The sequence below is a fragment of the Exiguobacterium sp. R-39 genome (assembly GCF_049942815.1).
Lineage (GTDB): Bacteria > Bacillota > Bacilli > Exiguobacteriales > Exiguobacteriaceae > Exiguobacterium_A.
In genome coordinates this window covers 1,080,651-1,094,848 of sequence record NZ_CP187965.1, presented here as the reverse complement: position 1 = coordinate 1,094,848, position 14,198 = coordinate 1,080,651, and the positions used below count along the sequence as shown (strand labels likewise).

General features: G+C 48.7%; 11 protein-coding genes. 1 reads left to right on the top strand and 10 read right to left on the bottom strand.

Annotated elements, in window-relative coordinates; translation table 11 throughout:
- Positions 1-61 precede the first annotated feature (61 nt).
- The 6 genes from ACP26N_RS05590 to ACP26N_RS05565 all read right to left on the bottom strand — a co-directional run bounded on the left by ACP26N_RS05590 (position 62) and on the right by ACP26N_RS05565 (position 7,258).
- Positions 62-1,996: a PTS fructose transporter subunit IIABC gene (locus tag ACP26N_RS05590; protein WP_131503003.1), complete on the bottom strand. Its 1,935-nt coding sequence runs from the start codon at positions 1,994-1,996 to the stop codon at positions 62-64.
- 16 nt (positions 1,997-2,012) lie between these two features.
- Positions 2,013-2,933 carry a 1-phosphofructokinase gene (gene pfkB, locus ACP26N_RS05585; protein WP_131973117.1) on the bottom strand — a complete coding sequence of 307 codons (921 nt, stop codon included), beginning with the start codon at positions 2,931-2,933 and terminating at the stop codon, positions 2,013-2,015.
- Complete coding sequence (locus ACP26N_RS05580) at positions 2,930-3,676, bottom strand: DeoR/GlpR family DNA-binding transcription regulator (protein WP_012369959.1); 747 nt, start codon at positions 3,674-3,676, stop codon at positions 2,930-2,932. The genes pfkB and ACP26N_RS05580 overlap by 4 nt, the downstream gene beginning before the upstream one ends.
- A 231-nt stretch (positions 3,677-3,907) precedes the next feature.
- Positions 3,908-4,735, bottom strand: a complete 828-nt coding sequence (locus ACP26N_RS05575; RefSeq protein ID WP_426354984.1) for a fumarylacetoacetate hydrolase family protein — start codon at positions 4,733-4,735, stop codon at positions 3,908-3,910.
- A 99-nt stretch (positions 4,736-4,834) separates the two neighbouring features.
- Complete coding sequence (locus ACP26N_RS05570) at positions 4,835-6,280, bottom strand: SulP family inorganic anion transporter (protein WP_214853870.1); 1,446 nt, start codon at positions 6,278-6,280, stop codon at positions 4,835-4,837.
- 69 nt (positions 6,281-6,349) lie between these two features.
- Positions 6,350-7,258, bottom strand: a complete 909-nt coding sequence (locus ACP26N_RS05565; RefSeq protein WP_114596216.1) for a TetR/AcrR family transcriptional regulator — start codon at positions 7,256-7,258, stop codon at positions 6,350-6,352.
- Between the two features lie 164 nt (positions 7,259-7,422).
- On the opposite strand from ACP26N_RS05565, the gene ACP26N_RS05560 reads away from it, so the two are divergent.
- Entirely contained in the window at positions 7,423-8,898 is a 1,476-nt protein-coding gene (locus tag ACP26N_RS05560; RefSeq protein WP_131973120.1) for a DHA2 family efflux MFS transporter permease subunit, read from the top strand.
- A 50-nt stretch (positions 8,899-8,948) separates the two neighbouring features.
- Here the strand turns inward: ACP26N_RS05560 and nrdG are convergent, their stop codons facing one another.
- The 4 genes from nrdG to ACP26N_RS05540 all read right to left on the bottom strand — a co-directional run bounded on the left by nrdG (position 8,949) and on the right by ACP26N_RS05540 (position 14,166).
- Positions 8,949-9,407: an anaerobic ribonucleoside-triphosphate reductase activating protein gene (gene nrdG, locus ACP26N_RS05555; protein WP_188005303.1), complete on the bottom strand. Its 459-nt coding sequence runs from the start codon at positions 9,405-9,407 to the stop codon at positions 8,949-8,951.
- Complete coding sequence (locus ACP26N_RS05550) at positions 9,382-11,220, bottom strand: anaerobic ribonucleoside triphosphate reductase (protein WP_131503008.1); 1,839 nt, start codon at positions 11,218-11,220, stop codon at positions 9,382-9,384. The genes nrdG and ACP26N_RS05550 overlap by 26 nt, the downstream gene beginning before the upstream one ends.
- 267 nt (positions 11,221-11,487) lie before the next feature.
- A complete protein-coding gene (locus ACP26N_RS05545) occupies positions 11,488-13,527 on the bottom strand; it encodes an ATP-binding protein (RefSeq protein WP_131503009.1) in 2,040 nt (679 codons plus the stop codon).
- A gap of 63 nt (positions 13,528-13,590) precedes the next feature.
- Entirely contained in the window at positions 13,591-14,166 is a 576-nt protein-coding gene (locus tag ACP26N_RS05540) for an AAA family ATPase (RefSeq protein ID WP_131503010.1), read from the bottom strand.
- Positions 14,167-14,198: the final 32 nt, after the last annotated feature.

Here is a 14,198-nt window from a genome sequence, read left to right as displayed (position 1 = left end):
AAAGGCAATTAAAAAATCACTCCAAGAAGTCTTGGAGTGATTTTTATCGAATCTTTTTTTCTTATGAAGCTTTTGTTCCCGTACCAGAAGTCATTTCTTTTTTCGCAACTTCTTGATCGACGAGCGGTTTTTTCAAGATCGAGAGGATAGCGGCTCCGACAAGTGATCCGATTAAGATGGCACCTGCGTAGCTGAGAACGGCCATCCATGTGCCTGATGGTCCGTCAAGTAATGGGAAGACGAACACACCGCCGTGTGGTGCCGGAAGCAACACACCGAAGACGATTGTCAATGCACCGGCGATTGCTGAACCGATGACGCTTGCCGGGATGACACGAAGTGGATCGGCTGCTGCGAATGGAATCGCACCTTCTGTGACGAATGACGCACCCATTGCGTAAGCAGCGATACCCGCTTCGCGTTCTTGCGGTGTAAATTTCTTACGTGCGAACAATGTGGAAGAGAAAGCGACGAGAAGCGGTGGAACCATACCACCTGCCATGACGGCTGCCATGACTTCCGTGTTTCCTGCTGTTAAAGCGGCTGTTCCGAAGACGTAGGCCGTTTTGTTGATTGGACCACCCATATCGATTGCCATCATTGCTGCGACGAGCATACCGAGCAGGATGGCGTTACCGCCACTTAGACCGTTGAGTGAATCTGTTAACCATGTCATGAAAGCAGCGATTGGCTCGTTGATGACAAGCAACATGATCATACCTGTGATGAATGAACCGAACAGCGGGTAAAGCAAGACCGGTTTGATCCCTTCAAGAGCTTTCGGAAGACCTTGCAAGACTTTGATCAGTAAGAGAACAACATAACCGGCAAGGAAACCGGCGATCAATCCACCGAGGAATCCGGCATTCCCTTGGCTTGCGAGGAAACCGGCAATCAAACCTGGTGCAAGACCCGGTTTATCGGCGATCGACATCGCGATGAATCCGGCAAGAATCGGAATCAGAAGACCAAAGGCTGCTTTACCGATCGACATCAATTGAGCGGCAAATTCGTTGTATGATGGATCTTCCGGGTTCGCTGAGTTGATGCCCCAGAAGAAGCTGATTGCGATTAAGAGTCCGCCGGCAACGACGAGTGGCAACATGGCGGAAACCCCGCTCATCAGGTGTTTGTAGAAACCGCCGCGGGCTGGTTTCGAGCTATCGCTTGATCCACTGCCTTTATACACCGGTGCATCCTGTTTAACGGCACGGTCAATCAGTTCTTTTGGTTTCCGGATTCCCTGAGCGACCGGAACTTCAACAACGTGTTTCCCGTTGAAACGATCCATCTCGACAGCTTTATCCGCAGCGACGATGATTGCTGTCGCTTCTTGAATATCTTGACTTGTCAGACCGTTTTTCACGCCGGTCGAACCGTTTGTTTCGACTTTGATGCGGACACCCATTTCTTCCGCTTTTTGACGGAGAGCATCTGCTGCCATATACGTATGGGCGATACCGGTCGGACACGCTGTGACGGCAAGAATGTATGGTGCGTCCTGTGCGACGTTTGGCGATGAGACGTCGACCGGACCTTCTTCTTCCCGTTCTTTTGCTTCGATCGCAGCGATGACTTCATCTTCCGAACGGGCGGAAAGAATCGTATCACGGAACTTCATGTCCATCAGGTAGACAGAAAGTTTTGATAATGTTTCAAGGTGCGCGTTGTCGGCATTTTCGCCGGCAGCAATCATGAAGAACAAGCGGCTTGGTTGTCCGTCGAGTGCTTCGTAATCGATTCCTGTCGAACGTCCAAAAGCGATGGCCGGTGATTTGACGGCTGCCGTCTTCGCATGCGGAATCGCGATTCCTTCACCGAGTCCGGTCGTACTTTGTGCTTCCCGGGCCAGGATGGCTTCGCGGTAAGCCGAGCGGTCATTTAATTTCCCGGCACGATCGAGTACATCCACCAATTCATCGATGACAGCTGCTTTATTCGACGAACGTAAATCGAGTTGGATCGTATCACGGGTTAACAGATCTGTAATTTTCATGAGTTTGTCACTCCTTTTAGGATTGAATGAGTTCAACGACTTGGACATCGGTCAATAAACGGTCAATATCTTCTTTTGTACATAAACCAAATGAGTAAGCGGACGCACTGCCTGTCGTGACCGCATAGCGAAAAGCTTCTTCCGGCGATCGCCCAAGGGCGTAACTGGCTACGAATCCTGCGACGAGTGAATCTCCGGCACCGACTGAATTAATCAGCTTACCGGCCGGTGTGTTCGCCGTGTAGGCCCCTTGCTTGTTGACAAGTAACGCTCCGTCACCTGCAAAAGAGATGATGACATTTTCCGCACCGCGTTCAACGAGTTGTTGCGCATACGGGACAGCCATTTCTTTTGACGTGATGTCGACATCAAAAATTTCACCGAGTTCATGATGGTTCGGCTTGATCATGAACGGACCGAGCGGTAAGACTTCAAGCATGGCTTCCTTCGTCGTATCGACAGCGAACTTCACGCCTCGTTCCGTCAGGACTTGCGCAATCTTCCGGTATAAATCCTGCGGCAGACTGCTTGGAATGCTGCCGGCGAAGACGACGATGTCACCCGGCTGCATCGTTTCGAACGCTGCCAGTAACTCCTGCAATTCTTCATCCTTGATTTGAGGACCTGCCGCATTAAGTTCCGATTCCTGATCGGCACGGATCTTAACGTTGATCCGCGTTTCATCGGCAATCGGTGTGAAGGCTGTCAGGACGCCTTGTTTTTCCAGTTCGTCACGAATGAACTGTCCCGTACTGCCACCTAAAAATCCAAGAGCTTCCGTCTCGACGTCGTAATTTCTTAAGACCAACGAGACATTGATTCCTTTACCGCCTGCTACTTTTTCCGCTTTTTCCACACGATTGACTTGTCCGGCCTCAAATACGGGCAACGTGACGTAATAATCGATCGATGGGTTGAGTGTCAGTGTATAAATCATTTCGCGTTCACCACCTCTGTATATTGACTGTATTTCGCTTCCTGTTCACTGGATGTCATCGTGATAATCGTTGCCGCCCGCAGTGACGCGACCCGGCTGAAACTGATGTCATCCAGTTTCGTCTCATCGACTAATACATAAGACTTTTTCGCTAACTCAATCGCGGTCTTCTTAACGAGTGCCTCTTCCGGATCTGGTGTCGTGAAACCTTGAGTCGGATGAACACCGTTCATCCCAAGGAAAGCGACATCAAAATGGTAAATCAACATTCCTTCACGCGCATTGTAACCAACAAGTGCTTGGGTCGAATGCTTGAGTTGCCCTCCGACGACGAACGTCGGGATACGGTGATAGAGTAACGTGTTCGCTAGAGGAAGACTGTTCGTCACGACTGTAATCGCCTTTTGTTCGAGATAAGGGACGATGGCTAGTGTCGTCGTTCCTGCATCGAGATACACGTACATTCCGTCTTCGATCAGGTCGGCCGCTGCTTTTGCGATCCGGTCCTTCTCTTCGACGAAACGGTCACTTTTCTCGAAATAACTCGGTTCATCAATCTGCATATGGTTGGCGGTTGCCCCGCCGTGAACCCGCCGTAAGTGACCAGCCGATTCAAGTTGTGATAAGTCGCGGCGAATCGTTGATTCACTGGCTCCCGTCTGATCAACAATGGTTTGCATTTTGACGACTTCTTCCCGGGCGAGCAGCTCGAGAATCAGTTGATGGCGTTTTTTCGTTAACATGAGTTTCCCTCCACATCCTTAATATAAAGCGTTTACATTCAAAAATCAATCAAAAACATTCACTTTTTTATGTTTTTCGTTAAAAAACCTTCAAAATATGACTTTATTCGACAATAACATCTTGTTATACATCTATTATACATCAAAAACGGTCATAATATGACCGTTTACGCAAAAAAACCGCTCATTCTCTGAGCGGTTTTAAACAAGACGGTCATCAAGTATTCATTTTTAGGCTTTGACGTGATTTTGCAGATGACCGATTCCTTCAATCGAAACATCCACGACGTCCCCATCCTGAAGATACGTCGGCGGCTTCATCCCGTGTCCAACGCCGGCCGGTGTTCCTGTTGCAATGATATCCCCTGCTTCAAGGGTCATCCCTCGAGAAACTTCCGTTAAAATCGTCACGACATCCCGGAGCATCAGCTTCGTCGAACCCGATTGCCGCAGTTGACCGTTGACGCGCGTCTCAACCAGTACATCGGCCGGATCAAAACTGTCTTCCGTCACGATGACCGGCCCGAACGGACAAAAACCGTCGAGTGATTTACCGCGGAAAAATTGAACATGCTCTTTTTGCAGATCACGTGCCGTCACATCATTGACGATACTGTAGCCGAAGACATGATCCAATGCATTTTCCGGTGTCAGGTCACGACCGGTTGTCCCGATGATGATTGCGAGCTCTCCTTCATAGTCGAGTTGCTGTGTCAGATCAGCATGCCGTTCGATTGCCTCAAACGGACCGACGATGGAACTCGGTGCTTTCGTAAATAAAACGAACTTCCCGGCACCTGCCGTATCCATCTCCTTGATATGATCGGCATAGTTCTTCCCGACACAAATCACATTACGAGGCGGTATGTACGGTGCGAGTAACCGGATCTCATGGTTCAGCCGCAGTGCGACATCCAAATCAAGATCCATCTCGAAGCCCCGTGCGATGACTTCAAGCAACGAATCCGTATAGACCTGCGCTGTCACGTCATACCGGTAACCTGCTTCCTCGATCCCAATCCGTGACTCTCCTTCTTGCTCAAACCGAAACCATTTCATGACTATTCCCCCTTTTTTTCCAGTATACCGAAAAGTCTCTCCAATCGTCTGCTTTCACGAAAAAAGAACCATCCGAAATACGTCTCGGACGGTTCCTCTTCAGGCGATGCGACGGGCTAACCGGTCAACAAGCGCCTGTGATTCTTCATTTAAGGAAACCAAGTCGACTGACACACCTGCCGCCTGATATTTCAAGACGACCGTTTCAATCGCCTCCGTTGCCGAATCATCAAACAGATGGGCTTGCGTAAAATCAAGCGTAATCTGTTCGAAGTCGCGATCTGCCGGCAAATCGAATTGTCCGACGAACGCCGTCGTCGACGCAAAGAAGATCGGTCCGTTGATCCGGTAGACGACGTTTTTCTCTTCGGCATGTCGTTTCACATCAATCCGCGAAATTTTCGACGCGAACAGAATCGCGGCGAGCAGAATCCCGACCAGCACACCCATCGACAAATCATGTGTCAGGACGGTCACGAGGACCGTCGCCAGCATGACGGCAGAGTCACTTTTCGGAGAATTTTTCAGCATTTTAAAGGATCCCCAGTCAAATGTCGCATAGGACACGAAGAACATGACACCAACGAGTGCCCCCATCGGAATCGTCATCAGTAAATCATTCATCGTCACCATCAACAGCATCAGGAAAGCCCCTGCCGTAAACGTCGACAATCGGCCCCGTCCGCCTGACGTGACATTGATGACCGATTGACCGATCATTGCACAGCCCGGCATACCGCCAAAGAATCCGGCCACGATGTTGGCGATTCCTTGTCCGCGTGACTCGGTCGCTTTATTCGATGTCGTATCAGTCATCTCATCGACAATCCGCGCCGTCAACAACGATTCAATCAGACCGACGAATGCGAGTGACAAGGCATACGGGAAGATGATTTGCAGTGTCTCAAGCGAAAACGGAACATTCGGCAGGAAGAAACTTGGGAGTGAAGCTGAAATTTGTCCCATGTCGCCGATGACGCGGGTATCCAGCGAAAAGGCAACCGTCAGGATCGTCATGATTGTAATCGCGACGAGCGGTGCCGGAATCACTTTCGTAAACCGCGGGAAAATCAGGATGATGGCGAGAGATGCCGCGACCATCGCATACATGATCCAGTTCTGTCCTTCAAACTGCGGCAATTGTGCCGAAAAAATTAAGATCGCCAAGGCATTGACGAATCCGACCATGACGGCGCGGGGAATAAAACGCAATAACTTGGCGACACCGGCGACGCCTAAAAGAATCTGGAAGATTCCGGCGAGAATTCCTGCTGCCAGTAAATAATCCACACCATGATCTTTGACGAGTTGGACGACGACAAGTGCCATCGCACCGGTCGCTGCCGAGATCATCCCCGGGCGGCCGCCGGCAATCGAGATGATGATGGCAATGATGACGGACGCATATAAGCCGACCATCGGGTTGACGCCGGCAATCAAGGAAAACGCGATGGCTTCCGGAACCAGTGCCAAGGCAACCACGATTCCGGATAACAAATCCGCCTTCGGTTGCAGGACCCATTCTTTTCTCCATTGTGATAACATCTAATTCCTCATTTCTTGGTTTGAACATATTTTTTCATTATAAGACGTTTCACCTGAAGCGATAAGCCCTTATTGTAACAGTGTCCGGATCCGGACGATTTCGTCGACCATGTCCTGATAACGGACCATGATTTCCTGACCGGTGAAGATCGGATCTTCCTGCAACGTTTCGAGTGCCCGCTTCAACAGATGGATCTTCGGTTTTTTCCGTTCCAGTAATTCTTCATAAATGAAATCGAGCACTTCATCATGCGCTTCTTTTGATTCGTCTGAAATCGCGGACAGCGTGATCAGCCGCTTCATATGGGCATTCGTCTTTTCGAATAAATCTTTCCGGATGACGACCTCATCTTGCGGACGATCGAGCCAGACCGATAAAAACCGCGGCGGAATCAATTGTTCTTCCGTCCGGCTGACATCTTCGACGAGATGGGTCAACCGGTTAAAGACATACCGGACGACCCGTTCCGGTTGCGTGTTTGGTTCCGATTGCCGGAAGAAGTACATCGCATACTGTAACATTCCGGTATAGATGACAGCTAAATCGAGCAGATACGGTGTTTTCGCTTCCCCGAATAAATCACGCAGACGATGGTACGTCCATTCGATTTCAAGCAACCGGTTATTTTCCATGAATGCTTTTAATTCTTTTTCATTAGAAGCAATCGCTTCTTCAAACAACGTATACAGTTTATATTTCTGCATCAATTCGAGGTAACAGTTCCCTTGCCGGATAAACGTTTCATAATCCGAGACGTCTCGGCCGACTAAAATTTCTTTGCGGGCATTACGCATCTTTTCGAAAACCGTATTGAAGACATCAATGAACAATTCATTTTTTGATGAAAAGTAATTATAGAACGTTCCTTTGGAGACGACACTTTGATCGAGTATGTCCTGGATCGAAGTCGACTGGTAACCTTTTTCGACGAACAGTTGGTAGGCAGCATCAAGGAGCTGTTTCTTTTTCGGGTTCATAACATTATCCTTTTCTTTAAATGATCTGTTTTTCAAAAACCACTCATTTACTTTAGTGTATAAAGCAAATAATTTGTAATGTTTTGCTTGAGACGGTAAGATAGCTAAGTTGTAGAATCAGTGTATAACAAACTAGACTTACTGTACAAAAGGAGCATAACGAAATGCAATCAACGAAGCAATCATCTCGTCTTTATTTAATTTTAGCGGTCTTGATGGCCGGCGCCTTCGTCGCTGTCCTGAACTCGACGCTGTTAAATATCGCTTTACCATCCATCATGAAATCATTCAACATTGAAGCAAGCACCGCTCAATGGCTGACAACGGGTTACATGCTCGTCAACGGAATCATGATTCCGACGTCCGCCTTTCTTGTTCAAAAGTTTTCGACACGCCAATTGTTCTTAACGGCAATGGGATTGTTCTCGATCGGCACAATCGTCGCCGGTCAAGCCGATCTGTTTCCGGTCCTGCTTGGTTCGCGGATGTTGCAAGCATCCGGTTCCGCCATCATGATGCCGCTTCTCATGAACGTTCTGTTAAACGGCTTCCCGATTGAGAAACGTGGACAAGCGATGGGCATCTTCGGTCTTGTCATCACGTTTGCTCCCGCCATTGGCCCGACGTTGTCCGGCTGGGTGCTTGAACATTACGAATGGCGGATGCTGTTCCATATCGTTACACCGATTTCCCTGCTGGTCCTCGTCATCGGATTCTTCTTATTAAAGAAAGAAGTCGTCACGAGTACACTGCGTCTTGAAAAACTTTCACTGGTCTTATCAAGCTTCGGCTTCGGCGGATTACTGTACGGTTTCAGTTCAGCCGGGTCTGCCGGTTGGGGATCTTGGACCGTCATCGGTGCTCTCGCCATTGGTGTGATCAGTCTCGCTTCGTTCATTATACGCCAATTCCGGCTCGATGAACCTATGCTTGAGTTCCGAATCTTTAAATACCCGATGTTCGCTCTATCGCAAGGCATTTCAATGGTCTTGAACATGTCGATGTTCTCCGCCATGATCCTGATGCCGATTTACGTCCAGACGATTCGCGGTATTTCACCGTTCCATTCCGGTCTCTTGATGTTGCCGGGTGCACTCGTCATGGCATTCATGTCACCAATTACCGGTCGTCTGTTTGACCGCTTTGGTGCCCGGGTCCTTGCCATGATCGGTCTGTCTTTGACCGTCCTGACAACTTTCTTCTTCAGTCGTCTGACGGCGGATACAGCGTATTCGTTCCTCGTCATCATGTACACATTACGCTTCCTCGGGATCTCAATGGTCATGATGCCGGTTATGACAAACGGATTGAATCATATCCCGCAACATTTGACACCGCACGGAACGGCACTTAACAATACGTTGTCGCAAGTATCCGGTGCGATCGGTTCAGGACTGCTCGTTACGGTCATGACATCACGGACCGCTGACTATGCCAAAGAACTGACGGCAAATGCAACGCCCGGGACGAATCCGCAAACGATCATCACACAATCGATGGTCGAAGGCATCAATGATACGTTCTTCATCGCCACGTTGCTCGCCTTACTGGCTTTAGGATTATCGTTCTTCATTAAGAAACGGAAAGTCGAGCAAGACGTCGTTCACATTGATGAAGCACGTGAAAAGAAATATGCTTAAACCTCAAACAGGTCGTTTCCTCTCTATCATGAGAAGAAACGACCTGTTTTTTATCCTAGAAAAGTCTGAAGCTGTTCCCTCGTCAAGATACGTTGATTCGTACTGCCACGAATCGACAGGGAAGAATCATGAAGGGTTTTGATATACCGCCCGTCAACTAAACCATCAATCTGTGACAGAATCTGTCGGGCTTGCGTATCTTCCAGCAACTGTTCAATCCGGTAACCGGTAAACAGATAGATGTCGCAGCCGGCTAACGCGTGAACCAGTTCTGCCAGGGCAGTACGTTGCAAAAACGGTTCCCCGCCGGAAATCGTAATCCGGCGTGAACCGATGCCTTCAATCTGTTCCAGGACTTGGCGAACCGTGTAGTCTGCGCCGCCATCCATCGCCCAAGACTCCGGATTATGGCACCCCGCACACTGGTGGGGACAACCGGCAAAAAAGATGACCGTCCGGAGGCCGGGTCCGTCGACGACGGAATCAGCGAGAATGTGGAGTAGTCGCATGTTTCACCCGATCCCGTTCTTCCGCCCGCTTCGCAGGATTCCACCGGTCCATCGTTCCGACCAGGTATCCGGTAATCCGGCGAATCCGTTCAATCTCTGTTCCGCCGCACACCGGACAGGAGGTTTCAATCGTCTGCTCCGTCCGGCACGTCAGACAGCGGTCAATCGGATGATTGATCGACCCGTATCCGATACCGGCTTCTGCCATCAGGCGGACGATGTCTTCGATTGCTTTTGGATTTTCCGCGAGAGCCCCGTCCGTCTCGACATACGTGATATGTCCACCGTTGCATAAGGCATGAAATGGTGCTTCCAAACGAATTTTTTCACGGATGGTCACCGTCGTATCGACCGGCAGATGAAATGAGTTCGTATAATACGGTTTATCGGTCACACGTTCCATTACACCAAATCGCTCGGCATCCGCGGCCGTGAATTTTCCGGATAGTCCTTCCGCCGGTGTTGCGAGCAGAGAAAAATTCAGTCCGGTTTTTTCCCCGTACTGATCGACAACCGTCCGCATCAATCGAATCAAGGCTTGACCGATTTCGTGGGCAAGTTTCGACTCCCCGTGATGTTGCCCCGTCAGGACGATCAACGCTTCCGCCAAACCGATGAACCCGACGGATAACGTTCCTTGCCGTAAGACCGGTTCGACCCGGTCTGATTCAGCCAGCGTCTGTCCGTCCCGCCAGATATGCCGATATAAAAAGGTAAACTCGTCTGCCGTCCGGTTGGCTTGGTAATGATAGCGTTCCAGTAATTGTTCGCAAATCACTGCCGTATAAGCGGAGACCGCTTCAAACATCCGATCGAGACTCTGCGTCATCAAGGCAAGGCGTACAAGATTCAGACTCGTAAATGACAGATTTCCCCGTCCGACGACAGAAGCTCGACCTTGCCGGTTCTCAAGCACACGTGTCCGGCACCCCATGTAGGCCACTTCTTCGTCCGGTGTACCAGTCGATTGGTTAAACGGCGCATCGAGAAAAGCAAAGTTCGGAAACAGACGTTTCCCGGTCACTTCCGTCGCCAGTTGAAACAAATCATAGTTCGGGTCCTCCGACTGAAAATTGACTCCTGTTTTAACCTTAAAAATCTGGATCGGAAAAATCGGCGTCTCCCCTTTTCCAAGTCCTGCCCGAGTGGCTTCAAGCAGTGCCCGAATCAACAGCCGGCCGAACGTTGAGGTATCTGTTCCGTAATTGATGGAAATGAACGGCACTTGGCCGCCACCGCGTGAATGCATCGAATTCGTATTATGAATAAACGCTTCACATGCTTGATAGGTCATCTCATATGTTTCAGACATCGCATAGGCCCGCTTGCGTCGATTTGACCATTTCGGAACCAGTTCCCGGATTTTCTTCAGTTGCCGCTGAAAGGTTTTTTCGACAAACGGAGCCAGATCATAATCAAACATCGGATAGGACTGTCCGCCGTGTTGCATATTTTGATTCGCCTGCATGATGATGGCAGCGAGTGCCAGGGCCGACCGGATATCCTGTGCCGGACGGATCGATCCGTGGGTCATCGTAAAACCGTCCGTTAACAATCGCCCGAGCGGCAGTTGAACACAGGTCGTCGTCCCGGTCACATAATAGTCGGCATCGTGGACATAGATGATATTTTCAACAAGTGCCTGTTTCGCTTCTGCTGATAACAACATGTCCTGCATCATCTGTTTTGCCGCGACACCGGCAAGACGGTTCAGCTTTCCGAGCGGCGATTTCCCATCGACATTCGCATTTTCCTGCATCTCATCCGTTGACGGATCCTGAACGATTTGTTCATATAACGTCTGTATGTCCATCTTCATCTCTCCCTAAATCGTGTGGTTTCTATCTGTATCCCCACTATAGCGAGAGCTTTCCAAGACCGACAATCCCTGCATATCTGAAACGATTTGCAAGGAAAACAGCCGTTTCGTCACCAAATGTTTTCAGAAAATCGCATGGAATTTGCTCTCATCCACTTTTCTTCTATCCTCTCCCGGTATGAGAAACCTCACTGTTCACGAAAAACAGGACAGGATACGCGGATGATTCTTTTCCGCACTTCCTGCCCTGTCCTATTTGATTTAATTCATTTCAATCAATGTATCGGAGACACTTGGTAACAACACCTTAAACACGGTACCTTCCCCTAAAATGGATTCGACATCAATATTGCCGTCATGTGCCCGGACAATTTCTTTACAGATCGAGAGACCTAAGCCCGTTCCGCCGATTTTACGGCTGTCGGAATTGTCGACCCGGTAAAACTTGCTGAACAGATGTGGCATCGCACTGCTTGGAATCCCTAATCCAAAGTCACGGACACTTAACTCAATCTGATTGTGGTGATGCGTCAGCGAGATGACGACATCGCCGCCGTCCGGTGAATATTTGATTGCATTATGAAGTAAATTACCGAGCAGTTGTTTCATGCTGTTTTTATCCGCATGAATCAAAAACTCATGGTTCTCATCGACATCCAGCTGCAGACGATGTTGTTCGGTTGACGCCTGATAAAAACGTGTCTGTTCCCGGACCGTATCAATCAGATCAAACACTTCTTTATCGTAGGACTGTTTCCCGGACTCCATCCGTTGAACATTTAAGAAATCGCTGACAAGATCCGTCAATCGTTTCGATTCATCATGAATCGTCTGCAGGTAGCGTTTGTTCCGTTCCGGATCCAACTTCCGTTTCAGCATCAGTTCCGTGAACCCGTAAATGGAAGAGAGCGGTGTCCGCAGTTCATGTGAGACGGTCGAGACAAGTTCCGACTTCATCCGGTCAACTTCCGTTTCCGCCGTCACGTCCCGGAACACAAGAATCGTTCCTTTCGCTTGTTCACTAAGCATGATTTCTTCCGCGTAGACCTGAATGAAGTATTCCCCTTGATCAATCGATAACGAAAACATCCCTTCCGGAATCTGACCCGATAAGACTTCTTCAAAATACGCTTCAAATGCCTCTTTTTGATCGACCTGCTCAAACATCGTCTCCGGCCGTACTTCGAGGAATGTCATCGAATCGTTGTCTTCTTCGATCTGTAACGATTCGAAGATATCAAATAACGCCTGATTTCCAAGAATCGTTTTTTCGTCATGTTTGATATAGAGGATGGCTTCCCGGACTGAATTCAGCAGTTGGGCTGTCTCTTTTCGTTCGTATTCCATTTGTTCATACAGTGACATCCGCATCAAGGAAATTGCAATCTGTTTCGAAAACGATTCCAGTTCATTCAATTCTTTTATGTTGAAGGATTGATCGAACCGTGCCAGATAGAGACAGGCAATCAGTTCATCTTTCGCCTGATCCATGACGGGGATGACGGCTTCATAAATGTAATACGGGAAACCAATCAAACTGTCATTTGCGACTTTTTTCGAAGAATTGGCACGTTCTTTCGAAATCATGACCCGTTTGAGCAGTAACGATTCGGTTTTCAGGCTCTCCTGCTGTTCTTCCGTCATTTCTTTTGGAACGACGGATGAGATCACATTGTTTTTAATCAATAACAGGGCTCCAAACTCGGTTTTCGTCAAACGGACAATCGTACTGATGACCGATGAATAATCAAACAAACTTTCCTTCGAAGCAAGTGTTTCAATCAGTTCATTGCGGTCCTGCAGATGCAGTTCGTTCGAACGTGTGACTTCGAGTGCCTGTTCCAGTTCCGTTTGTTTACTTTTAAGGGCTTCTTGATTCTGTTCCATCAACTGATTTTTTCGTGACAGCTCCGTGTGTTGCGAGGAGATTGAACGGGCCATCCGATAAAAGGATTCCGTCAGCTGTCCGACTTCGTTCTCCACCAGTACATCGTGTTCGAGCGAAATTGATTTTCCTTCCGCGAGTCGCTGACTTTTGATATTCAGTTCATGTAACTGCATCGTCAGCCGGCCAATCAACGGTCGGACGATGAATAATAAGCATAAAAGAAAAATCAATAAGTTCAAAAACCAGAACCACTGGGTTTGTTGCAGTTGAGCAAGTACTTGTTCCTTCGTCTGACCAGCCGAATTGTCGATATAAAGATAACTGGCGACAGATGTGAGTACACTCCAGGCAAACACGCTGTAAAATACCGCCATCAGCTGTCTCCCTAGTTTTTCAGTCATCCATTGTTTCATATTGCTAAAGCCTCCTACTAAAACTATAAAAATAAAAGTGTGATACGAAACTTTCGTTTCGCATCACACCTTTATTTCCCTCAATCCTGCCGTTTCAATCCTGTCTCTTACGCTCCGTGGCGGCAATAACCGGAGATTACAGACTAATCCGATGGCATCAACGATTTGCTGTTTCGACATCCCGTCCGTCTGGAGATGATGCGAGAAGAGCGGATGGGAAAGCTCACGCAACCGGTCCTCGGCTTGTTTCCCGCCCCAGGACTGTCCGCGTTCAAACCGGCTTCGCAACCGTCGTCTGACGGTTTTCGGACTCGCCATCAATGCTACATGGTGAACATGGTGTCCGTTTTTTCTTAACGTCCCGATGATTTCTTCAAAATACGTACTATTTGTTAACGTCATCGGTACGATGATGACGGCAGAACCTTGATCCAGTTGTTCGAGCATTAACAAATTCAACCGGCGCCAAAGCGGCTCATCTTGAAAATCATCAGCCTGGTTCTCTTGCGGAAGCTGTTGGCGTAACAGTTGACCTGTCAACTCAGGGTCAAATAAATACGAGCCTGTGATTCGTTGCTGTAATCCTCGGGCAGCCGTCGTTTTACCGACACCGAATGTACCATTGACCCAAATAATCATTGTCCGGATATACCACCTTTATCTTTCCTTGG